22 protein-coding genes and 1 other annotated feature are annotated in these 22,461 nt (G+C 56.8%); of the genes, 14 read left to right on the top strand and 8 right to left on the bottom strand.

Annotation, left to right across the window (positions count from 1 at the left end; genetic code table 11):
- A partial coding sequence (locus tag MYY08_RS03085) for a LysR substrate-binding domain-containing protein (protein ID WP_288013087.1) occupies positions 1–630 on the top strand: 630 nt, incomplete at its 5' end.
- Between the two features lie 77 nt (positions 631–707).
- Here MYY08_RS03085 and MYY08_RS03080 read toward each other — a convergent pair.
- Positions 708–1,709, bottom strand: a complete 1,002-nt coding sequence (locus MYY08_RS03080) for a zinc-binding alcohol dehydrogenase family protein (RefSeq protein ID WP_038628434.1) — start codon at positions 1,707–1,709, stop codon at positions 708–710.
- Between the two features lie 95 nt (positions 1,710–1,804).
- Here MYY08_RS03080 and MYY08_RS03075 point away from each other — a divergent pair, with 95 nt between their 5' ends.
- On the top strand, positions 1,805–2,701 hold the full coding sequence (locus MYY08_RS03075) for a LysR family transcriptional regulator (RefSeq protein ID WP_084970035.1): 897 nt from the start codon (positions 1,805–1,807) through the stop codon (positions 2,699–2,701).
- Between the two features lie 29 nt (positions 2,702–2,730).
- On the opposite strand, the gene ettA is transcribed toward MYY08_RS03075, so the two are convergent.
- Positions 2,731–4,398: an energy-dependent translational throttle protein EttA gene (gene ettA, locus MYY08_RS03070; RefSeq protein WP_038628430.1), complete on the bottom strand. Its 1,668-nt coding sequence runs from the start codon at positions 4,396–4,398 to the stop codon at positions 2,731–2,733.
- A 144-nt stretch (positions 4,399–4,542) separates the two neighbouring features.
- The gene (gene deoR / locus MYY08_RS03065; protein ID WP_288013083.1) at positions 4,543–5,307 is read right to left on the bottom strand and encodes a DNA-binding transcriptional repressor DeoR; all 765 of its coding nucleotides are present in this window, start codon (positions 5,305–5,307) and stop codon (positions 4,543–4,545) included.
- Between the two features lie 204 nt (positions 5,308–5,511).
- Between deoR and sltY the strand changes: the two genes are divergently transcribed.
- Positions 5,512–7,443 carry a murein transglycosylase gene (gene sltY, locus MYY08_RS03060; protein ID WP_038630127.1) on the top strand — a complete coding sequence of 644 codons (1,932 nt, stop codon included), beginning with the start codon at positions 5,512–5,514 and terminating at the stop codon, positions 7,441–7,443.
- Positions 7,444–7,487: 44 nt separating this feature from the next.
- Positions 7,488–7,811, top strand: coding sequence for a trp operon repressor (trpR, locus tag MYY08_RS03055; protein ID WP_084970033.1), 324 nt, complete (start codon positions 7,488–7,490; stop codon positions 7,809–7,811).
- A gap of 6 nt (positions 7,812–7,817) precedes the next feature.
- Here the strand turns inward: trpR and yjjX are convergent, their stop codons facing one another.
- Positions 7,818–8,339: an inosine/xanthosine triphosphatase gene (yjjX, locus tag MYY08_RS03050; RefSeq protein ID WP_038628423.1), complete on the bottom strand. Its 522-nt coding sequence runs from the start codon at positions 8,337–8,339 to the stop codon at positions 7,818–7,820.
- Positions 8,340–8,390: 51 nt separating this feature from the next.
- On the opposite strand from yjjX, the gene gpmB reads away from it, so the two are divergent.
- The gene (gene gpmB / locus MYY08_RS03045; protein ID WP_038628420.1) at positions 8,391–9,038 is read left to right on the top strand and encodes a 2,3-diphosphoglycerate-dependent phosphoglycerate mutase GpmB; all 648 of its coding nucleotides are present in this window, start codon (positions 8,391–8,393) and stop codon (positions 9,036–9,038) included.
- Positions 9,039–9,073: 35 nt separating this feature from the next.
- On the opposite strand, the gene robA is transcribed toward gpmB, so the two are convergent.
- Positions 9,074–9,955 carry an MDR efflux pump AcrAB transcriptional activator RobA gene (robA, locus tag MYY08_RS03040; protein ID WP_038628418.1) on the bottom strand — a complete coding sequence of 294 codons (882 nt, stop codon included), beginning with the start codon at positions 9,953–9,955 and terminating at the stop codon, positions 9,074–9,076.
- 198 nt (positions 9,956–10,153) lie between these two features.
- Between robA and creA the strand changes: the two genes are divergently transcribed.
- Entirely contained in the window at positions 10,154–10,627 is a 474-nt protein-coding gene (creA, locus tag MYY08_RS03035) for a protein CreA (RefSeq protein WP_038628416.1), read from the top strand.
- Positions 10,628–10,667: 40 nt separating this feature from the next.
- On the opposite strand, the gene arcA is transcribed toward creA, so the two are convergent.
- Positions 10,668–11,384: a two-component system response regulator ArcA gene (arcA, locus tag MYY08_RS03030; RefSeq protein ID WP_038628413.1), complete on the bottom strand. Its 717-nt coding sequence runs from the start codon at positions 11,382–11,384 to the stop codon at positions 10,668–10,670.
- Positions 11,385–11,991: 607 nt separating this feature from the next.
- On the opposite strand from arcA, the gene MYY08_RS03025 reads away from it, so the two are divergent.
- The 5 genes from MYY08_RS03025 (at position 11,992) to thrC (ending at position 17,715) form a co-directional block, all read left to right on the top strand.
- Positions 11,992–12,672 (top strand): tRNA/rRNA methyltransferase, encoded by a 681-nt coding sequence (locus MYY08_RS03025; protein ID WP_038628409.1) that lies wholly within the window; start codon positions 11,992–11,994, stop codon positions 12,670–12,672.
- Positions 12,673–12,877: 205 nt separating this feature from the next.
- On the top strand, positions 12,878–12,946 hold the full coding sequence (thrL, locus tag MYY08_RS19175) for a thr operon leader peptide (protein WP_071883749.1): 69 nt from the start codon (positions 12,878–12,880) through the stop codon (positions 12,944–12,946).
- Positions 12,885–13,003: a sequence feature (Thr leader region), on the top strand. (Overlaps the previous gene by 62 nt.)
- Positions 13,004–13,030: 27 nt before the next feature.
- Positions 13,031–15,493 carry a bifunctional aspartate kinase/homoserine dehydrogenase I gene (gene thrA, locus MYY08_RS03020; protein WP_288013073.1) on the top strand — a complete coding sequence of 821 codons (2,463 nt, stop codon included), beginning with the start codon at positions 13,031–13,033 and terminating at the stop codon, positions 15,491–15,493.
- Positions 15,494–15,495: 2 nt separating this feature from the next.
- Complete coding sequence (gene thrB / locus MYY08_RS03015; protein WP_038628404.1) at positions 15,496–16,425, top strand: homoserine kinase; 930 nt, start codon at positions 15,496–15,498, stop codon at positions 16,423–16,425.
- Between the two features lie 3 nt (positions 16,426–16,428).
- Positions 16,429–17,715 (top strand): threonine synthase, encoded by a 1,287-nt coding sequence (gene thrC, locus MYY08_RS03010; protein ID WP_038628401.1) that lies wholly within the window; start codon positions 16,429–16,431, stop codon positions 17,713–17,715.
- A 52-nt stretch (positions 17,716–17,767) separates the two neighbouring features.
- On the opposite strand, the gene yaaA is transcribed toward thrC, so the two are convergent.
- Entirely contained in the window at positions 17,768–18,544 is a 777-nt protein-coding gene (gene yaaA / locus MYY08_RS03005; RefSeq protein WP_038628399.1) for a peroxide stress protein YaaA, read from the bottom strand.
- Between the two features lie 208 nt (positions 18,545–18,752).
- On the opposite strand from yaaA, the gene tal reads away from it, so the two are divergent.
- The 3 genes from tal (at position 18,753) to MYY08_RS02990 (ending at position 21,858) form a co-directional block, all read left to right on the top strand.
- The gene (gene tal, locus MYY08_RS03000; protein ID WP_038628396.1) at positions 18,753–19,706 is read left to right on the top strand and encodes a transaldolase; all 954 of its coding nucleotides are present in this window, start codon (positions 18,753–18,755) and stop codon (positions 19,704–19,706) included.
- 134 nt (positions 19,707–19,840) lie between these two features.
- Positions 19,841–20,428 (top strand): molybdopterin adenylyltransferase, encoded by a 588-nt coding sequence (mog, locus tag MYY08_RS02995; protein WP_038630126.1) that lies wholly within the window; start codon positions 19,841–19,843, stop codon positions 20,426–20,428.
- A gap of 119 nt (positions 20,429–20,547) precedes the next feature.
- Positions 20,548–21,858 (top strand): MFS transporter, encoded by a 1,311-nt coding sequence (locus MYY08_RS02990; RefSeq protein ID WP_288013069.1) that lies wholly within the window; start codon positions 20,548–20,550, stop codon positions 21,856–21,858.
- Between the two features lie 35 nt (positions 21,859–21,893).
- Here the strand turns inward: MYY08_RS02990 and satP are convergent.
- On the bottom strand, positions 21,894–22,461 hold a 568-nt coding region (gene satP / locus MYY08_RS02985; RefSeq protein WP_288013066.1), incomplete at its 5' end, for an acetate uptake transporter.

The raw sequence follows: 22,461 nt of genomic DNA, 5'->3' as shown, positions 1-22,461 counted from the left end.
GAGCTGAACGGCAGCGAACTGCCGCGCTCCTTCAACATCGTGACAAATGATATCCTGATGTCGAAGCTCAGCTACAAGCTGATGAAGAAAAGCATTCAGGAAAATACCCACCACGTTTTTAATTTTAACTATGATAACGCGGCGACCTGCATGTTGCGCAGTGACGATATCGATCTTTATATCGGCGAGGATAAAAACCTTAGCCCGGAAGTTAAAATAAGAACCATCGGACACAGCGAATGCGTCTTTATTGCGAAAAAAGACCATCCCGTTCTGCAGATGGAAAAGTCGCTTAAAGAGTTAAAGGAATATATCCTTATTGTCTCAAAAAATAAGCTGAAGGAAGAAATGGAAAGTCTCTACCGGGAGCGCGGCTATAAGCGCAAAATCCATGGGGTTAGCGCCGGTTATCTTCCCATGGTCGAAAACGTCATTCAGACCGATAGCCTGGGCGTCGTCCCGCTCTATGTGGTTGAGGTTTTGCAACGAATGAATATTGAAGTGGATTTCTTCAGGCCGGAGTTTGAACTGCCGAAAGTCCGCATTATTCAGGCATGGCATCCGCGTTACCATAACTGCTCATCGCATAAATGGCTACGCGATATTTCTAAAGATCTGCTGGAGTTTTAAAGGTCTTAAGAGAGCGACAGATAAGCGCGTCGGCATGAATTAACGCCCCGGTTAAGGGGCGTTTTTATTGCGGCATATCAGTAAACGATAACCACTTTGCCGCGCATATGGCCTTCCAGAACTCTGGCGTGCGCCTGGGTTAAGCTTTCCACGCTGAGACCATGCAGCGTTTCATTCAGCGTTGTTGCCAGTTTCCCTTCATCCAGCAGCTGCGCAACGTCATTCAGGATTTCGCCCTGACGCGCCATATCCGGCGTGGTGTACATGCTGCGGGTGAACATAAATTCCCAGTGCAGCGCCGCGCTTTTTAACTTCAGCTGATCCATATCGAGCGGATGCGCGTTTTCAACGATAGTGCAGATCTGACCCTGCGGCGCGATCAGCTTGCCGATAGTCTCCCAGTGGCCATCGGTATCGTTCAGGCAAAAAATGTAGTCCACCTGCTGGATGCCGTGCTGCGCCAGTTCTTCCGGCATATTTTGATAGTTAATCACCAGATCCGCCCCGCGATCTTTACACCACTGAACGGAATCAGGACGGGAGGCGGTAGCGATCACTTTCACCTTGCTGTGCATTTTGGTGAAGGGAATCGCCAGCGAGCCGACCCCGCCCGCGCCGCCGATAATCAACAGCGTTTGCTCTTCCGTCGCTTCTTCAATACGCAGGCGTTCAAACAGGCCTTCCCATGCGGTTAATGCGGTCAGCGGGATTGCCGCCGCCTGTCCCCAGTCAAGCGTGCGTGGCTTATGGCCGGTAATGCGCGCATCCACCAGATGCAGCGTACTATTGCTGCCCGGACGCGTTACGTCGCCCGCGTAGTAAACCTCATCGCCTGTCTTAAAGCCGGTGACTTTGCTGCCCACTTCTACCACTACGCCGCTGGCGTCCCAGCCCAAAATGCGTGGCTGTTGCAGACCGCTTTTCTGCACGCCTTTATGGACCTTGGTATCGACCGGGTTGATCGAGACCGCTTTCACTTCCACCAGCAGATCATACTCGCCAGGCGTCGGCTGTTCCGGCTGAATTTCAATAAACTGTTCCGGGTTTTCCGGGTTAACGGCAATCGCTCGCATAGTCATTTCACTTCTCCTCAGTTGATAAGGTAAGTGTAGAGGGGTGAGCCGAAAGTGATAAGATGGACAATAACTCACACAGTGTTCGTAACAGGTGAACAATGGGCTTAAAACGCTTACAGGATATGGCACTGTTCGCGCTGGTCGCTGAAAGCGGCAGTTTTACTGCCGCCGCACGTCGCGCCGGGCTACCGAAATCGAGCGTAAGCCAGCGCATCAGTCAGCTGGAACAGGCGATTGGCCTGCGCCTGCTTAATCGCACCACGCGTCAACTTAACCTGACTTTTGCCGGCGAACGCTACCTTATCCACTGTCAGGAGATGATACAGGCCAGCGAGCGTGCGGATCTGGCGATTGAGCGTCTGCGCGACAACCCAAGCGGCCGCCTGCGCATCACCAGCCCCGCCGGCATCGGCGCGACGCTGCTGGCGCGCTGCAACGCCGAGTTTCAGCAGCACTACCCGGATGTGACGCTGGAGGTATCGGTCTCTGATGATATGCGCGATCTGGTGCAGGAGGGCTTTGATGTGGCGCTGCGCACCGGCAAGCCGCAAGACTCTTCGCTAATCGGTCGGCGCGTTGGCCTGTGTGAACGACTGTTGGTCGCTTCAGCGCGCTATCTGGCGCAAAAGCCGGTAATAACCCATCCGCAGCAGCTTTCAGCCCATCGTTGCATCGCCCATCGTGCCTGGGCGGAGTGGTTGTTGCGTCGCGGCGAAGAACACTATCGCTGGCTGCTGCCGTCCATGCATCTGACGGATAATCTGCTCTACGCGCGTGAGTGCGCGCTTAACGATGCGGGCATTACGCTGCTGCCGCGTTTTCTTACCGAAGCATTTATTGCGCAGGGCGAACTGGTGCAGGTATTGCCGGAGTGGGAAACGGAAGGGAATGAGCTCTGGCTGGTATGGCCGGGACGTAAGCTAAACTCGCCGGCGCTGGCGCGCTTTATCGACTTCGCTTTGCAGAATGCGGCGTTTCGAGAATTCTACCGTTAAAAAAAGCGGCCCGTGGGCCGCTTTCTGCATTACTTGCTCATACGCTTGTACTTGATGCGCTTCGGCTCCAGCGCTTCGGCGCCGAGCGTACGCTTCTTGTACTCTTCGTATTCGGTAAAGTTGCCTTCGAAGAACTCCACTTTGCCCTCATCCTGGTAATCGAGGATGTGGGTGGCGATACGGTCAAGGAACCAGCGGTCATGCGAGATCACCATCGCGCAGCCGGGGAACTCCAGCAGGGCGTTTTCCAGCGCGCGCAGGGTTTCGATATCCAGGTCGTTGGTCGGTTCATCGAGCAGCAGCATGTTGCCGCCGACCTGCAGCAGCTTCGCCAGATGCAGACGACCGCGCTCACCGCCGGAAAGTTCGCCAACGCGTTTGCCCTGATCGACGCCTTTAAAGTTAAAGCGGCCGACGTAAGCGCGGCTTGGCATTTCGGTGTTGCCGATCTTCATGATATCCAGCCCGCCGGAGACTTCTTCCCAGACGGTTTTGGCATTATCCATGCTGTCGCGGAACTGATCGACAGAGGCCAGTTTCACCGTTTCACCCAGGGTGATGGTGCCGCTGTCCGGCTGTTCCTGGCCTGACATCATGCGGAACAGCGTCGATTTACCGGCGCCGTTCGGACCGATGATGCCGACAATCGCGCCTTTCGGCACCGAGAAGGAGAGATCGTCGATCAGCACGCGGTCGCCGTACGATTTACGCAGGTTGCTGACCTCCACCACTTTGTCGCCGAGGCGCGGACCCGGTGGAATAAACAGCTCGTTGGTTTCGTTACGTTTCTGGTATTCGGTGCTGTTCAGCTCTTCAAAGCGCGCCAGACGGGCTTTGCCCTTGGACTGACGGCCCTTCGCGCCCTGACGCACCCACTCCAGCTCTTTCTCAATGGATTTGCGACGCGCGGCTTCCTGAGACGCTTCCTGCGCCAGACGCTGATCCTTCTGCTCCAGCCAGGAAGAGTAGTTGCCTTCCCACGGAATGCCTTCGCCGCGGTCCAGCTCCAGAATCCAGCCCGCCACGTTATCAAGGAAGTAACGGTCATGGGTGATCGCCACTACGGTGCCTTCGAAATCGTGCAGGAAGCGTTCCAGCCACGCGACGGATTCCGCATCCAGGTGGTTGGTCGGTTCGTCGAGCAGCAGCATATCCGGTTTTTCCAGCAGCAGACGGCACAGCGCGACGCGACGGCGCTCACCACCGGAGAGGTTGCTGATTTTGGCGTCCCAGTCCGGCAGGCGCAGCGCATCGGCGGCGCGTTCCAGCTGGACATTGAGGTTGTGACCGTCGTGCGCCTGAATGATCTCTTCCAGCTTGCCCTGTTCAGCGGCCAGCTTGTCGAAATCGGCTTCCGGCTCGGCGTACAGCGCGTAGACTTCATCCAGACGCTTCAGCGCGCCGACCACTTCGGCTACCGCTTCTTCCACCGATTCGCGCACGGTGTGTTCCGGGTTCAGCTGCGGTTCCTGCGGCAGGTAGCCGATCTTGATGCCAGGCTGCGGACGCGCTTCGCCTTCGATATCTTTATCGATGCCCGCCATGATACGCAGCAGGGTGGATTTACCCGCGCCGTTTAAGCCCAGTACGCCAATTTTCGCGCCAGGGAAGAAGCTAAGAGAGATGTTTTTAAGAATGTGACGCTTCGGCGGAACGACTTTGCCGACGCGATGCATGCTGTAGACGAATTGAGCCACGTGAAATGAGCCTCTTATGGTCTGTGTGGTAATCGGGGCGTCATCGCCCGCTCAGAACAGCAAGTTTAGCGGTTTTCCCTGCTTAATCACAGCCGTCATCCCGGTGATTGTTCGCTTTTCGCCACCGTAGCGACGCGCGTCGTTTCAGGGCGTCAGCAGGGTCACGCCGGATTGCCGCAGATGCTGCGCCAGCGGTTCCGGCGGCGCGCTGTCGCTGATGAGCGTATCGAAGCGGCCGAGATCGCCGATGCGCGCCGGCAGCACCTTGTTGTACTTGCTGCTGTCCGCCAGCAGCAGCGCGCGATGCGTTCGGGCGAGGGCGCGCTGCTTCATCGGCAGTTCGTTGAAGTTGTAGCAGGTGGCGCCCTGCTGCGCATCCAGACCTGCCGCTGAGATAAAGGCGAGCGTAGGGCAGATCTCATCGAGAATCGTGACGGCGCCGTGTGGAGAAAAGACGGCGTTGTCAGGATGAAATTCGCCGCCGCTGAGGATCACGCGGCACGCTTTCTTCTCTTTTAACGACAAAAAGGTATTGATCGCGCAGCAGACGGCGGTAAACGGCAGCGCGTCGTCAATCGCATCGATCACCCAGGGCATCGTGGTGCCGCAGTCGAAAAAGACGGTGTCATCGGGGCTAATCAGGCTGGCCGCCAGCTTTGCCAGCTGTTGTTTCTTATCGACATTATGCGATTGTTGATCGGAGACGAAATAGTGCTCATGTCCGCCTTTGGCGGCGCTGACGATATAGCCGCCCAGCAGAACCAGACAAGAAGGCTGTTCGTTAAGATCGCGTCGAATCGTCATCTCCGAGACGCCCAGCAGCCGTGCCGCCTCTTTCAGATGAATTTTATCAATGCGCCTGATCGCCTGCGCCAGTTTACCGATTCGCTCTTCGCGCCGGGTTTCCATGATGCCATTCCCTGTTTGTCTGTTTCTCTTATGTTAACCCTAAACAATCAGAGCGTCAGCCGCCGCAGTGCGACAAGATCCGTACCGCGTGAAATCGAAGAAAAGTAAATTTTGTGAAGAACGTGGCACGACGCCAGCGGCCTGGTTAGCATGAAGAATGCCTGGCATAGGGCCGGACCGGTTAACAACAGAGGAGAGCGTGTGGTGACTCACAGGAAGGAGAGATGGCGTTACTGGCTGGCCAGCATTTGCCTGCTTGCCGTTAGCGGCAGCGCACTGGCCGATTCGCTGGATGAACAGCGTAATCGCTACCAGCAAATTAAACAGGCCTGGGATAATAATCAGATGGACGTGGTGGCGCAGCTGATGCCCACGCTGAAGGATTACCCGCTTTATCCCTATCTGGAATATCGCCAGCTGTCGCAGCATCTCGATCAGGAAACCGGCCTGGCGGTCAACGATTTTATTAAACGCTATCCTACGCTGCCGCCGGTGCGCACGCTGGCGTCGCGCTTTGTCAACGAGCTGGCGCGGCGGGAAGACTGGCGCGGCCTGCTGGTATTCAGCCCGGAAGAGCCGACGCCGGTCGCCGCGCGCTGTAACTGGTACTATGCCAAATGGGCCACCGGCCAGCAGCAGGTCGCCTGGGAAGGCGCGAAGAAGATCTGGCTGCGTGGCACAGCGCTGCCGTCCACCTGCGATAAGCTGTTCAACGTCTGGCAGGCGGCGGGAGAACAGACGCCGATCGCCACGCTGGAGCGCATCCGTCTGGCGATGGTGGCGGGCAACGGCAGTCTGGTGAACTACCTCGCCAAACAGCTGCCGTCCGACTATCAAACGATGGCGAATGCGGTGATGGCGCTGCAAAACGATCCCGCCACGGTAGAAGGCTTCGCCCGCAGCGTCGGGCCGACCGACTTTACCCGTCAGGCGACCTCGCTGGCTTTCGCGCGCGTGGCGCGTGAAGATGCGGAAAACGCGCGGGCGATGATCCCGACGCTGGTGCGTTTGCAGCAGATGAGCGAGCAGGAAGCGCAGGAATTACGTGAGGCGGTGGCGTGGCGGCTGATGGGCAACGACGTCACCAGCGAGCAGGCGCGCTGGCGCGATAATGTCGTAATGAGCAGCGGCTCTACTTCTCTTATCGAACGCCGCGTGCGCCTGGCGCTGAGCAACAACGATCGACGCGGATTAAATACCTGGATCGCGCGTCTCGACCCGGACGCCAAAGAGAAAGATGAGTGGCAATACTGGCAGGCGGATCTGCTGCTGGAACGCGGTCGCAAAGAGGAAGCGGAGGATATCCTGCGTAAGCTGATGCAGTCGCGCGGCTTTTATCCGATGGTAGCGGCGCAGCGTCTGGGGGTGAAATATCCGCTGCGGGTCGATGAGGCGCCGCGTCCCGACAGCTCGCTCGATAACGGGCCGGAAATCGCCCGTGTGCGCGAGCTGATGTACTGGGGAATGGATAACCTGGCGCGTTCTGAATGGAGCCGTCTGATCGCCAGCAAAACCGCCTCGCAGCAGCAGATGCTGGCGCGCTACGCGCTGAACCACGGCTGGTGGGATCTCAGCGTGCAGGCCACCATTACCGGCAAGCTGTGGAACCACCTCACCGAGCGTTTCCCGCTGGCCTGGCAAACGCAGTTTAACCAGTACACGCGCGATAAAAGCATTCCGCCAAGCTACGCCATGGCGATCGCTCGTCAGGAAAGCGCGTGGAACCCGAAAGCGCGATCGCCGGTCGGCGCGTCGGGGCTGATGCAGATCATGCCAGCTACCGCCAGCCATACGGTGAAGATGTACAGCATTCCGGGCTACGTTAACAGCAGTCAGCTGCTGGACCCGCAGACCAACATTCAGATCGGCACGCAATATCTGGAGTACGTTTATCAGCAGTTCGATCAGAATCGCATCTTCTCTTCCGCCGCCTATAACGCCGGGCCGGGAAGGGTGCGCACCTGGCAAAAAGTCAGCAACGGGCAGCTCGACGCCGTCGCCTTTATTGAGACCATTCCCTTCTCGGAGACGCGCGGCTATGTGAAAAACGTACTGGCCTATGACGCTTACTACCGTTATTTACTCGATCAGCCCGATAATATCCTGTCTGACAGCGAGTGGAAGCGCCGCTACTGAATATGCTACTCTTCCGTACTCGCCAATGAGTACGGAAGAATTTCATGACTTCACATTCCCCGATCCCGGTTACCGAACACCCGCAGGATGAAAACTGGCTCCGTTTCGTTAATCTGCTGGAGCGTGCTTTCCCACTGGATCTTCAACTGCCGCTGCTGCAACTGATGATGACGCCGGATGAACGCGAAGCCTTCGGCACGCGCCTGCGTATTATCGAGGAGCTGCTGCGTGGCGAGCTGAGCCAGCGCGAGCTGAAAAATGAACTCGGCGTCGGCATCGCCACCATTACGCGCGGCTCCAACAGCCTGCGCACCGCGCCGCCTGCGCTAACCGCCTGGCTGGAAGAGCAGCTGTCGATCAAGAAATAGCAGGGATTACGCCTGTTTGTAGATAGCATTATGGAACGGACACAGCGCCAGCACTAACGCCTGATGATAGACGCTGGTGCGCGTCAGCAGACCCTGAGTAAAGACGCCGATTGCGCCGCCCTGATGTTTGATATTGTCGATGCCGGTCAAACGCGCCATTTCTTCGCCCAGCTCATGCCCGGCATGAATGCCCGCCATGACCACCGCCGGCAGGGTAAAACTGGCAGAGCGGGACTCGCCGCGCTGCTGGTGATTTTCCACCACCATCCATGCGAAGGCGTCGTCGCCTTCTATGCCCGCTTCAATCGCGACCCAAAAGTCTGCTTCCGGTCTGACCTTTCGCGCGTTCATCACGCGCTGACGTGCGCCAGTTCGCGTTTCTGTATTTGTAAGCGGCTGGGCGGCCACGCCGCTGTCGACCTCGACGCCCTCGATATGGCAGGATCCTTCGCCAAACACATCGTTGAAAGCCTGAGAAATGGCGTTAATTTTTGCCGGATTGATGGTAGCAGCAACAACATGGTGCATAATTACTTGAACCTTCTACGCAATTTTGACGCAGTATAACGGAAAAAACGCATGTTACAGGTCTATCTTGTTCGCCACGGGGAAACGGTGTGGAACGCGGCCAGGCGCATTCAGGGACAGTCTGACAGCGCACTGACTGAAAAGGGAGAGCAGCAGGCTCGGCAGGTGGGGGAGCGGGCTAAATCGCTTGGCATCACCCATGTAATCGGTAGCGATTTGGGCCGTACGCGGCGCACGGCGGAAATTATCGCTGACGCCTGCGGTTGCAGCGTGACACTGGACGCCCGGCTGCGCGAACTGAATATGGGCGTGCTGGAACAGCGTCCTATCGATTCGCTGAGCGAAGAAGAAGAAGGTTGGCGGCGCTCGTTGGTCAACGGTACGGCGAATGGCCGTATTCCTGAAGGCGAAAGTATGGCTGAGCTGGCGGCGCGCATGCAGCAGGCGCTTAACGCCTGTCTGGATCTGCCGGCCGGCAGCCGACCGCTGTTGGTCAGCCACGGTATCGCGCTGGGCGTGCTGATCGGCACGCTGCTGGGGCTGCCCGCGCACGCCGAACGCCGCCTGCGGCTACGTAACTGTTCCATTTCACGCGTCGATCATCAGCAGAGCGCCTGGCTGGCGCCGGGATGGGTGGTTGAGACGGCGGGCGACGTTTCGCATCTCGATCTGCCTGCGCTGGATGAATTGCAGCGTTAAGCTAACGGGCCCGCATTAAGCGGGCCCGTACTGTTTCAGTCGGCGGTGCGACGAACGATGGGAATCAGGTATTCGCAGCGGATCTCTTTCGGCGGCTCGGCGCGCTTTTTGCCGCCGTGCGTGTAAAAGCGCTCGATATCCTGACCCTGGCGACGCGTTAGCTGTAACGTCGGCATACAGGTGCCATACAGCATCAGGATGAAATCCTGCAGCTGGCTGCGCGGGCCTTCGTAATTAAACTGTACGTAATCGCCGCCTTCCAGCAGAACGGTCTGCCCCGACTGCATGGTTTTCGCCAGCTGCTCAGACGGCACGGCGGTAGTGTAAAGGATCTCTTGCTCGTCATCCTTTTCCTGGCTCGGCCGCACCTGATGCAGCCCGTACAGCACGGGCGGCACGGTGTCGGTTTCCAGCAGGAACTGCTGCCAGAAATGGACGCGCATCTCGTCGCGGTAGCGGGAAATTTGCTCCAGCGTACAGGTATAGCTCTGGGTTTGCCCTATCAGCACCGTTTCCGGCAGCGTCACATAGTGCGCTTCAGGCAGCGGCATATCATCCAGGCGAATCGGCGGGCGCAGGCCGTAAGCGTTCCATTCGGAAGCGCGACGATACCAGGCGGGCGTTTGAGCAAACTGCTTTTTAAAGGCGCGCGTAAAAGTCTGCTGTGAATCGAAGCGGTACTGTAACGCGATATCGAGAATAGGACGGCTGGTCAGCCGCAGCGCCACCGCCGCTTTCGACAGGCGTCGGGCGCGAATATAAGCGCCAATCGCATGACCGGTCACTTCTTTGAACATTCTTTGCAGATGCCATTTGGAGTAACCCGCTTTCGCCGCCACGTTATCCAGTGACAGCGGCTGATCGAGATGGCTCTCCAGCCAGACAAGCAAATCGCGAATGATACCAGCTTGGTCCATAAAACATCCTCTTGTACTTAGATTGGCGCAGGCAACGCAAAGTCGCGGGATCATAGCACTAAATGCGCAAAAAACGCCGAAGGTTTTACTTGTTAGATTGTGCTATATCCTTGCAAAGGGAGAGCGGTAAAATTAGCGGCGCTTATCCTTAGCGGAGCGTAATAGCTAACGAAACTAATAATATATAATGGTAACGGTATGATAATAAAAAAATTGTTAATAATTACAATGGCGACTTTGTTTACCGCCAGCGTCGGCGCTGAAGAGATCGGTTCGGTGGATACCGTCTTTAAGATGTTTGGCCCGGATCATAAGATCGTGGTTGAAGCGTTTGACGACCCGGATGTGCAAAACGTGACCTGCTATATCAGCCGGGCAAAGACGGGCGGGATTAAAGGCGGGCTGGGGCTGGCGGAAGATACTTCCGACGCGGCGATCTCCTGTCAGCAGGTGGGACCGGTTACGCTTAGCGACCGCATCGCGCAGGGAAAAGCGCAGGGCGAAACGGTGTTCCGCAAGCGAACCTCGCTGCTGTTTAAGAAGCTGCAGGTGGTGCGTTTTTATGACCAGAAACGCAATGCGCTGATCTATCTCTCATATTCGGATAAGGTGGTGGAAGGTTCGCCGAAGAATGCATTGAGCGCCGTGCCGATTATGCCGTGGGGACGCTAAAAGAAGAAACGGCGAGGAAACTCGCCGTTCGTTTGTTTGTTTATTCCTGCAGGTCGCCGCAGAACCGGTACCCTTCGCCATGAATAGTGGCGATAATTTCCGGCGTATCCGGCGTCGATTCGAAATGTTTGCGAATACGACGGATAGTCACGTCAACCGTACGATCGTGCGGCTTCAGCTCGCGGCCGGTCATTTTTTTCAGCAGGTCGGCGCGGGTCTGAATCTTGCCCGGGTTCTCGCAGAAGTGCAGCATGGCGCGGAACTCGCTGCGCGGCAGCTTATACTGCTCGCCGTTCGGGCTGATCAGAGAGCGGCTGTTGATGTCCAGCTCCCAGCCATTAAACTTATAGCTTTCGACCTGCTTGCGCTCTTCGCTGGTGGCGGAGAGGTTCATAGTGCGGGAAAGCAGATTGCGCGCGCGAATGGTTAATTCACGTGGGTTGAATGGCTTGGTGATATAGTCATCTGCGCCAATTTCCAGGCCAAGAATTTTATCCACTTCATTGTCGCGGCCGGTTAAAAACATCAGTGCGACATTTGCCTGTTCGCGTAGCTCACGCGCCAGTAACAGACCATTTTTACCTGGCAGATTAATGTCCATAATCACCAGATTAATATCGTTATCGGTCAATACCTGATGCATCTCTGCGCCATCCGTCGCTTCGAACACTTCGTAGCCTTCAGCTTCAAAGATGCTCTTTAGAGTGTTGCGCGTGACTAGTTCATCTTCAACGATAAGAATATGCGGGATCTGCATGAGTTCGCTACCTAAAATTTGCCAACAAAATCGGAAACAGGATGTACTGCGTTAACGCCGGAAATGATGTTTGCCGGATAACCGAAGTACAGAATTATGTTCTTGATGCACCATCCATCAACGTCAACAACATTGTCAGCTCAGCCATAAGGATGAATCCTGCATGCCCCGGCAGTGCCAAATGGCCGTTATCCTAACTGTATTAACAGCAACATAACAGCGCAGAGTACAACCGATAAGCATTAAAACAACGCTTCGTTGACTTATATCAAATCAAGTGTAGCACGTTAACACTTTTGTGAAAAATGCTCATCAGAATGCCAGCTTAGCTCACAATAATCAGGCTTTAACCCTGGTCTCAGCCTCCTGATAGTGTGCGAAAGTTTACTAAGTTAATTATTAAAATACAATTTTGATTTATAAGAACTTATTTATGATATTTCTTTGTTATTAATGTTTGTATGAGTTGAATTGTTTAAAGGCGTTAAAACCAAATTTTACTATCCTTCTGCGTAAAGTTACTTATTTGTTATGTGATTGATACTGTTATTTAACATGACGTCGTGTCAGAGTAACGGCTACAAGTTTGTTTACTTTCAGGGTTTATATGCGTTTTCCGCTTATTCTTGTTTCTCCCGCCCGTCCGGAAAATATCGGCGCCGCCGCGCGCGCGATGAAAACTATGGGTTTTTCTGAGTTGCGCATTGTGCAAAGCGATGCCTGGCGGCAGCCTGCGGCGCGCATTGTGGCGCATGGGGCAGGCGAGATTATTGATAATATTCAACATTACTCCTCGCTTTCCGCTGCGCTGGCGGATATCGATTTTTCCGTCGCCACTACCGCGCGCAGCCGTGCGAAATTCCGCTATTACGCCACGCCGCAGCAGGTAGAAACTATTCTGCGTGAAAAACAGCAGTGGGTGGGCAGCATGGCGCTGGTGTTTGGCCGGGAGGATAGCGGGCTGACCAACGACGAGCTGGCGCAGGTGGATCTGTTGACCGGCATTCCAATGGCGAACGACTATCCTTCGCTGAATCTGGGGCAGGCGGTAATGGTGTACTGCTATCAACTCTCTGCGTTGATGCAGGTAGCGCCTGCGGTGCCTGCGTTGGCGGACGGCCAGCAGCTGGACGCGCTGCGCCAGCGTGTGACGGCGTTGCTGGAGCGGCTGAATGTCGCCGACGATGAAAAACTGGCGGACTGGCTCCAGCAGCGCATCGGGCTACTGGAGCAGCGCGACAGCGCGATGCTCCACCGGTTGTTGCACGATATTGAAAAAAATCTTTAGCGGAAAATCTGGTCTGATCGCTGAAAGCTGGATAATGATGCCGGAATTAAGGGGTCAGATAATAGATTAGCCCGGCGGGAAGCGGAATTCGGCCTTTCCGCTGTTGTCCGTTTCGCCGTGGGTTGCCGATAAATCCATTGACTTCATTCGGCAATTGCTTTACTTCTGAAAAGCAGACAGACACGAAACAGACAGACAAAATCACATGCGTACAAACAGCCTGAACACCATCATTATTACTACCACCATTACCACAGGTAACGGTGCGGGCTGACGCATACAAGAAAAAAGAGAAAAAGCCCGCACCTGACAAGGTGCGGGCTTTTTTTTCGGCTTAAATTCAGGAGATCTTTAAACGATGCGAGTGCTGAAATTCGGTGGAACCTCAGTGGCAAATGCGGAACGCTTTCTGCGTGTTGCCGACATACTTGAAAGCAACGCGCAACAGGGACAGGTGGCCACCGTACTCTCCGCGCCAGCTAAAATCACTAACCATCTGGTGGCCATGATTGAGAAAACCATCAGCGGTCAGGATGCCGCGCCGAATATCAGCGACGCCGAACAGATTTTTGCTTCGTTGCTACAGGGCCTAGAGGCTGCGCAGCCGGGCTTCGCCTGGGAGAAGATGCAGTCGCTGGTCGATAAAGAGTTCGCGCAGCTGAAGCAGACGCTGCACGGCATTAGCCTGCTGGGGCAGTGTCCCGACAGCGTCAACGCGGCGATTATCTGTCGTGGCGAAAAGCTCTCTATCGCGATTATGGAAGCATTGCTGCAGGCGCGAGGCCATCGCGTCAGCGTTATCGATCCGGTCAGTATGCTGCTGGCGCACGGCCACTACCTGGAATCGACAGTCGATATCGCCGAATCTACGCGTCGCATCGCCGCCAGCCATATTGCGGCCGACAGCATGATCCTGATGGCGGGCTTTACCGCCGGTAACGAACGCGGCGAGCTGGTGGTGCTGGGGCGCAACGGCTCTGACTACTCCGCCGCCGTGCTGGCCGCCTGCCTGCGCGCCGACTGTTGTGAAATCTGGACCGACGTCGACGGCGTCTATACCTGCGATCCGCGTCAGGTGCCGGACGCCCGCCTGCTGAAATCGATGTCCTACCGGGAGGCGATGGAACTCTCCTACTTCGGGGCGAAAGTGCTGCATCCGCGCACCATCGCGCCAATCGCTCAGTTCCAGATCCCCTGCCTGATTAAAAATACCGCTAACCCGCAGGCGCCAGGCACGCTGATCGGCGGCGACGTCAGCGATGACGTCAATCCGGTGAAGGGCATTACCAACCTGAACAGCATGGCGATGTTCAACGTCTCCGGCCCCGGCATGAAGGGCATGATCGGCATGGCGGCGCGCGTCTTCGCCGCGATGTCGCGCGCCGGCATTTCCGTTGTGCTGATTACGCAGTCTTCTTCCGAATACAGCATCAGCTTCTGCGTGCCGCAGAACGAGCAGGCGCGCGCGCGCCGCGTGCTGGAAGATGAGTTTTATCTGGAGCTGAAAAACGGCCTGCTGGAGCCGCTGGATGTGATGGAGCAACTGGCTATCGTTTCCGTCGTCGGCGACAACATGCGCACCCAGCGCGGCATTTCCGCGAAATTCTTCGCGGCGCTGGCGCGCGCCAATATCAATATCGTCGCTATTGCCCAGGGCTCGTCAGAGCGCTCAATCTCCGTGGTGGTCAATAATGATGACGCCACCACCGCCGTGCGCGTGGTGCACCAGATGCTGTTTAACACCGATCAGGTGATTGAGGTCTTCGTGGTCGGCGTCGGCGGCGTCGGCGGCGCGCTGCTGGAGCAGCTGCACCGTCAGCAGGCGTGGCTAAAGAACAAGCATATCGATCTGCGCGTCTGCGGCATCGCCAATTCAAAAGCGCTGCTGACTAACGTGCACGGCATCGATCTCAGCAACTGGCAGGGCGCGTTGCGCGAAGCCAGCGAGCCGTTCAACGCTGAGCGTCTGATCCGGCTGGCTAAGGAGTATCATCTGCTGAACCCGGTGATCGTCGACTGTACCTCAAGCCAGGCGGTCGCCGATCAATATGCCGATTTCCTGGCGGAAGGCTTCCATATCGTCACGCCGAATAAAAAGGCCAACACTTCCTCCTGGAATTACTATCAGCAGCTGCGCGCGGCGGCGGCAAAGTCGCGACGCAAATTCCTCTACGACACCAATGTCGGCGCCGGTCTGCCGGTCATTGAAAACCTGCAAAATCTGCTCAATGCGGGCGATGAGCTAATCAGTTTCTCCGGGATTCTCTCTGGATCGCTTTCCTTTATTTTCGGTAAGCTGGATGAAGGGATGTCGCTGTCCGAGGCGACGAAGCTGGCGCGCGAGATGGGCTTTACCGAGCCGGATCCGCGCGACGATCTGTCGGGTATGGATGTGGCGCGCAAACTGCTGATTCTGGCGCGTGAGGCAGGCTATCAGCTGGAGCTGAGCGATATCGACATCGAAGCGCTGCTGCCGCCGGAATTTACCGCCATCGCCGACGTCGACGCCTTTATGCAGCGTCTGCCTGAGCTGGATGACGCTTTCGCCAGCCGGGTGCAGGCGGCGCGCGAGGCGGGCAAAGTGCTGCGCTTTGTCGGCGCGATAGAAGAGGGCGGGCGTTGCCGCGTGAAGATCGATGCGGTAGACGGCAACGATCCGCTGTATAAAGTGAAAAACGGCGAGAATGCGCTGGCGTTTTACAGTCGTTACTATCAGCCGATTCCGCTAGTGTTGCGCGGCTACGGCGCTGGCAATGACGTCACTGCCGCCGGGGTGTTCGCCGATCTGCTGCGCACGCTGTCATGGAAGTTAGGAGTTTAAACATGGTGAAAATTTACGCGCCGGCCTCAATCGGCAACGTCAGCGTCGGCTTTGACGTATTGGGCGCGGCGGTGTCGCCGGTGGACGGTTCGCTATTGGGCGACTGCGTCACCGTTGAAGCGGCGGAAACATTCAGCCTGGTGAATCAGGGGCGTTTTGTCAGCAAGCTGCCGACGAAGACGGAAGAGAATATCGTCTACCAGTGCTGGGCGCGCTTTTGCGAAGCGATCGGCAAAACCGTGCCGGTGCGCATGACGCTGGAAAAAAATATGCCGATAGGCTCCGGCCTCGGCTCCAGCGCCTGTTCCGTCGTCGCCGGTCTGATGGCAATGAACGAATTCTGCGGCAGGCCGCTGGATGATAACCAGCTCCTGACGCTAATGGGCGAGCTGGAAGGACGCATCTCCGGCAGCGTGCATTATGACAACGTGGCGCCCTGTTTCCTGGGCGGCCTGCAGCTAATGCTGGAAGAGAACGGCATTATCAGCCAGGCGGTGCCCTGTTTTGACGACTGGCTGTGGGTGATGGCCTATCCCGGTATTAAGGTCTCCACCGCAGAGGCGAGGGCGATCCTGCCGGCGCAGTATCGCAAAGAGGATTGTATTAAGCACGGGCGCTATCTGGCGGGCTTCATTCACGCCTGCCATACCGCGCAGCCGCAGCTGGCGGCGAAACTGATGCGCGATGTGATTGCTGAGCCATACCGTACTAAGCTGCTGCCGGGCTTCGCCGACGCGCGTCAGGCGGCGCAGGATATCGGCGCGCTGGCCTGCGGCATTTCCGGTTCAGGCCCGACGCTGTTCGCGGTTTGCGACAATATGGAAACAGCGCAGCGTATGGCGGACTGGTTGCAACAACACTATCTGCAAAATGATGAAGGCTTCGTCCATATATGCCGTGCCGACACGGCGGGCGCACGAAAACTGGGATAACGCATGAAACTCTACAATCTTAAGGATCACAACGAGCAGGTCAGTTTCGCACAGGCCGTCAAGCAGGGCCTGGGCAAGCAGCAGGGGCTGTTCTTTCCACTGGAGCTGCCGGAATTTGAGCTGACCGAAATCGATGCCATGCTGGAGATGGATTTCGTCACCCGCAGCAGCAAGATTCTTTCCGCTTATATCGGCGACGAAATCGCTGCGCATCAGCTGGCGGAGCGCGTAAAAGCGGCGTTCGCGTTTCCGGCGCCGGTGGCGCAGGTGACGGAAGATATCGCCTGCCTGGAGCTGTTCCACGGCCCGACGCTGGCGTTTAAAGATTTCGGCGGCCGCTTTATGGCGCAAATGCTTTCTTACATCAGCGGCACGGATGAGCAAATCACTATTCTCACCGCGACCTCCGGCGATACCGGCGCGGCGGTGGCCCACGCTTTCTACGGCATGGAAAACGTGCGCGTGGTCATCCTCTATCCGCAGGGCAAAATCAGCCCCTTGCAGGAGAAGCTGTTCTGTACGCTGGGCGGCAATATCCACACTATCGCTGTCGACGGTGATTTCGACGCCTGTCAGGCGCTGGTGAAGCAGGCGTTTGACGATGAAGCGCTGAAAAAAGCGATTGGCCTGAACTCGGCGAACTCCATCAACATCAGCCGCCTGCTGGCGCAGATCTGCTACTACTTCGAGGCGGTAGCGCAGCTGCCGCAGGAAAAGCGTAATCAGCTGGTGATCTCGGTGCCGAGCGGCAACTTCGGCGATTTAACGGCGGGCCTGCTGGCGAAATCGCTGGGGCTGCCGGTGAAACGCTTTATCGCCGCCACTAACCGCAACGACACCGTGCCGCGTTTTCTCGCCAGCGGCGCCTGGCAGCCGAACACCACTGTCGCCACGCTGTCGAACGCGATGGACGTCAGCCAGCCGAACAACTGGCCGCGCGTGGAGGAGCTGTTCCGCCGTAAAACCTGGCGCCTGACCGATCTCGGCTTCGGCGCGGTGGATGATGAGACGACCCGCAGCACCATGCGCGAGCTGGCGCAGCTGGGCTATATCTCTGAGCCGCATGCCGCTATCGCGTACCGCATGCTGCGCGATCAGCTGCAGCCGGGCGAGTTCGGCCTGTTCCTCGGCACCGCGCATCCGGCGAAGTTTAAGGAGAGCGTCGAGGAAATTCTGCAGCAGACGCTGCCGCTGCCGCCGGAACTGGCGGAGCGCGCCGAACTGCCGCTGCTCTCGCATGAGATGAAGCCTGACTTTACTGAGCTGCGCTTTTTCTTAACGCAGCTGTAAAAGGCAGCGATAAAAAAGCCGCCTTTCGGGGCGGCTTTTTGCTGCGTGGCGCTTACGCCTGTTCGTGGCGCTTAAACACCAGCTCGTCGCCGCGGCTGCTCGCCGCATCGAAGAAGTAGCCTTCCCGATCGAATTCGGTCAGCTGCTGCGCGTCGCTCAGACGATTTTCAATGATGTAGCGACACATCAGGCCGCGCGCCTTTTTGGCATAGAAGCTGATGACTTTGAATTTGCCGTTTTTCTCGTCAAGGAAAACCGGCTTGATAATCCGTCCGTTGATCTTTTTCGGCTGCACGGCGCGGAAGTATTCGTCCGAGGCGAGGTTAATCAGCAGATCGTCGCCCTGCGCCGCCAGCGCCGCGTTCAGCGTCTGCGTCAGGGTTTCGCCCCAGAAACTGTAAAGATCTTTTCCCGCCGGGTTTTCCAGCTTCGTTCCCATTTCCAGACGGTAAGGCTGCATCAGATCCAGCGGACGCAGCACGCCGTACAGTCCTGACAACATGCGTAAATGCTGCTGGGCGAAATCAAAATCCGCTTCGCTAAAACGCTCCGCCTGAAGGCCGGTATAAACATCGCCTTTGAAAGCCAGAATCGCCTGGCGCGCATTTTCCGGTGTGAACTGCGGATGCCAGTCGTTAAAACGTTCGGCGTTTAACAGCGCCAGTTTGTCGCTGATGCTCATCAGTGAGGCGAGAGCGGCGGGCGACAGCTGTCGCGCCACGGCGACCAGCTCCTGTGATTTTTCTAACAGCGCGGGCTGCGTATAGCGCTGCGTCGCCAGCGGCGTCGTGTAGTCAAGCGTCTTGGCTGGCGATATGACCATCAACATAGGGAATTCCTTAGCGTAACCCGCAGGTTCTGTTCTCTTTTCTCGGTTCTCGCCGCCGATGTTAGCAAAAAAGCGCTGCGCTCAGGCAAATCATTACTATCGGTCTGGCCTGTGCGATTTGCATCATCCGCGCATTGCGCGTCGGATTGCGCATGATATTATCGCAACAGACTTTACCCCTGACAGTGACATATCAAGAGAACCCATCATGACGGATAAACTTACTTCTTTACGTCAGCTGACGACTGTCGTTGCCGATACCGGCGATATCGCAGCGATGAAGCTGTACCAGCCGCAGGACGCTACCACGAACCCTTCTCTGATTCTTAACGCCGCACAAATCCCGGAATACCGCAAACTGATCGACGAAGCTATCAGCTGGGCGCGTCAGCAGAGCAGCAATAAAGAAGAACAAATTCAGTACGCCTCTGACAAGCTGGCGGTAAACATCGGTCTGGAAATTCTGAAACTGATCCCAGGCCGCATCTCTACCGAAGTTGACGCCCGTCTCTCTTACGATACCGAAGCAAGCATCGCTAAAGCGCGCAGCCTGATTAAACTCTACAACGATGCGGGTATCAGCAACGATCGCATCCTGATCAAGCTCGCCTCCACCTGGCAGGGCATTCGCGCCGCCGAGCAGCTGGAAAAAGAGGGCATCAACTGTAACCTGACGCTGCTGTTCTCCTTCGCTCAGGCGCGCGCCTGCGCCGAAGCGGGCGTTTACCTGATCTCTCCGTTCGTGGGCCGTATCCTGGACTGGTATAAAGCCAATACCGACAAGAAAGAGTACGCGCCGCATGAAGATCCGGGCGTGGTCTCCGTCAGCGAAATCTATGAGTACTACAAACAGCACGGCTATGAGACCGTGGTGATGGGCGCCAGCTTCCGCAACGTCGGCGAAATTCTGGAGCTGGCCGGCTGCGACCGCCTGACCATCTCTCCGTCTCTGCTGAAAGAGCTGGCCGAGACCGAAGGCAGCGTTGAGCGTAAACTCTCCTTCAGCGGCGAAGTGAAAGCGCGACCGGCGAAAATGACCGAAGCGGAATTCCTGTGGCAGCATAACCAGGATCCGATGGCGGTAGATAAGCTGGCGCAGGGCATCCGCAACTTTGCGGTTGACCAGGGCAAACTGGAAAAAATGATCGCAGATCTGCTGTAATCAGACGCTGCCGCAGTCGAAAAACCGGCTGCGGCAGCGCAGGACAGGCAACTTTTCTCTCCCTGTAGTATCCTTGGCGACAATCCCAAACCCTTACCGATCGCGCTGCGGCGGTACCTGTCATGACTAACATTATGAATACCTTACGCATTGGACTTATATCCGTTTCAGATCGCGCCGCTAACGGCATTTATCAGGATCAGGGCATTCCGGCGCTGGAAAGCTGGCTCTCTACCGCGCTGACTACGCCTTTTGTTATTGAAACGCGTCTTGTGCCCGATGAGCAGCCGCTGATCGAAGAAGCGCTTTGCGAGCTGGTGGATGAGCGTTTCTGTCATCTGGTATTGACCACCGGCGGCACCGGTCCGGCCCGTCGCGACGTGACGCCGGACGCCACGCTGGCCGTCGCCGATCGGGTGATGCCGGGATTCGGCGAGCAGATGCGTCAAATCAGCCTGCACTTTGTGCCGACGGCGATCCTGTCGCGTCAAACCGGCGTGATCCGCAAACAGTCGCTGATCCTGAATCTGCCGGGCCAGCCGAAATCGATCAAAGAGACGCTGGAAGGGCTGAAGGATGAACAAGGAAAGGTAGTGGTGCAGGGCATTTTCGCCAGCGTGCCGTACTGCATTCAGCTGCTGGAAGGCCCGTATATTGAAACGGACCCGCAGGTGGTAGCAGCATTTCGTCCGAAAAGCGCCCGACGTGATACAAATACCTGAAAATCCGCTTTTTAAGGCATAAAATCCAGCGTCGCTGGTGTCGAGAAAAGTTGACGTTATAGTAACGGTTGTTTTACAGCCAAACGCCAACTTTTTTCAACCCTCTGGAAGCGCACGCAATGCTGGATCATCAACAGACCCGCCGGCTCAACCGGCAGGATTACAAGACGCTGTCGCTGGCTGCCCTCGGCGGCGCGCTTGAATTCTACGATTTTATTATCTTCGTTTTCTTCGCGGCGGTGATAGGCGAACTGTTCTTTCCGCCCGACATTCCCGACTGGCTGCGCCAGCTGCAAACTTTCGGCATTTTTGCCGCCGGTTATCTGGCGCGTCCGTTAGGCGGCATTGTAATGGCGCACTTTGGCGATCGGGTCGGAAGGAAAAAGATGTTCAGCCTGAGCATTCTGCTGATGGCGCTGCCGACGCTGGCGATAGGAATGCTGCCCGATTACCATGCTATTGGGATTGCTGCGCCATTGCTGCTTTTGCTGATGCGCATGTTGCAGGGCGCCGCCATTGGCGGCGAAGTGCCGGGCGCCTGGGTTTTTGTCGCGGAGCATGTGCCGGAAAAACGCATCGGTATCGCCTGCGGCACGCTGACCGCGGGTTTGACCGCCGGCATTCTGCTGGGATCGCTTGTCGCTACGTTGATTAACACCACACTTTCGCCTGCGACGCTCGTCGGCGGCGGCTGGCGTATTCCCTTCTTTTTAGGCGGCGTGTTTGGGCTGGTGGCGATGTATCTGCGCCGCTGGCTGCATGAAACACCGGTGTTTCAGCAAATGCAGGCGCGCAAGGCGCTCTCTGAGGCGCTGCCGCTGCGTCGCGTTTTACAGCATCACAAACGCGCTGTAGTTATTTCCATGCTGCTGACCTGGCTGCTTTCCGCCTGCATTGTGGTCGTGATTCTGATGGCGCCCGCGCTGATGCAAAAGCAGCATGGCCTCTCCGCCGCGCTCACGTTACAGGCTAACAGTCTGGCTACCGTGATGCTGCTGCTGGGCTGCATTATCTATGGGCTGCTGGCCGATCGCTTCGGCGCTTCGCGCACGCTGATTGGCGGCTCATTGCTGCTGGCATTATGCAGCTGGCTGTTCTTCACCAGCGCCGCCAGTTCCGTTACGGCGCTGTTTGTCACCTATGCGGCGGCGGGGCTGAGCGTTGGGGTTGTCGGCGTGGTGCCTTTCGTGATGGTGCGCGCGTTTCCGGCGGCGATACGTTTTAGCGGCATCTCTTTTTCCTACAATCTCTCTTACGCGATTTTCGGCGGCCTGACGCCGATTTGCGTCACTCTGATGATGACGTTGACGCCGCTGGCGCCCGCCTTGTATGTGTTGGCGCTCGCCATTATCGGCCTGCTGCTGGGCGTTTGGCTCAAACGCGATCGTGACGGCGCGCCGTTCGCCCAACGCGCCGATATCTGCGGTTAAAAAAAGCCCTGCCGTTCCGGGCAGGGCTTTTAGCCTTAGCAGGTTGCCGTCTCACCGATCGGCAGTACTTTACAACCCAGCTGCTCGTTGATGACTTCCGCCATCGCCAGATAAATGGCGCTGGCGCCGCACAAGATGCCTTCATAGCTCGCAAAGGTCAGCAGCGCTTTATTACCGGTAATATTGCCGATGGCCAGCAGCGCGAACAGCACAGTCAGGCTGGCGAAAACAAACTGCAATGCCCGGTTTGCGCGCAGCGTGCCGAAAAACATAAACAGCGTAAAAACACCCCATAGCGCCAGCCATACGCCAAGGAAAACGGCGCTGGTCGGTTCCGCCAGTCCCATGGCCGGCAGCAGCAGGACGCCGACCAGACTCAGCCAGAAGCAGCCGTAAGAGGTAAAGGCCGTGAGGCCGAAGGTATTGCCCTTTTTATATTCCAGCAGGCCTGCGAAAATCTGCGCCAACCCGCCAAAAAACAGTCCCATGCTGATAATGACGGAAGTCAGGGGAAAAAAGCCCGCATTGTGCAAATTCAGCAGGACGGTGGTCATCCCGAATCCCATCAGGCCGAGTGGGCCAGGATTTGCCAGTTTATTGTTA

Source organism: Mixta sp., from assembly GCF_024610815.1.
Classification (GTDB): Bacteria; Pseudomonadota; Gammaproteobacteria; order Enterobacterales; family Enterobacteriaceae; genus Mixta; species Mixta calida.
The sequence above is the reverse complement of the archived record's forward strand: the minus strand, read 5'-3'. Positions and strand labels throughout refer to the sequence as shown.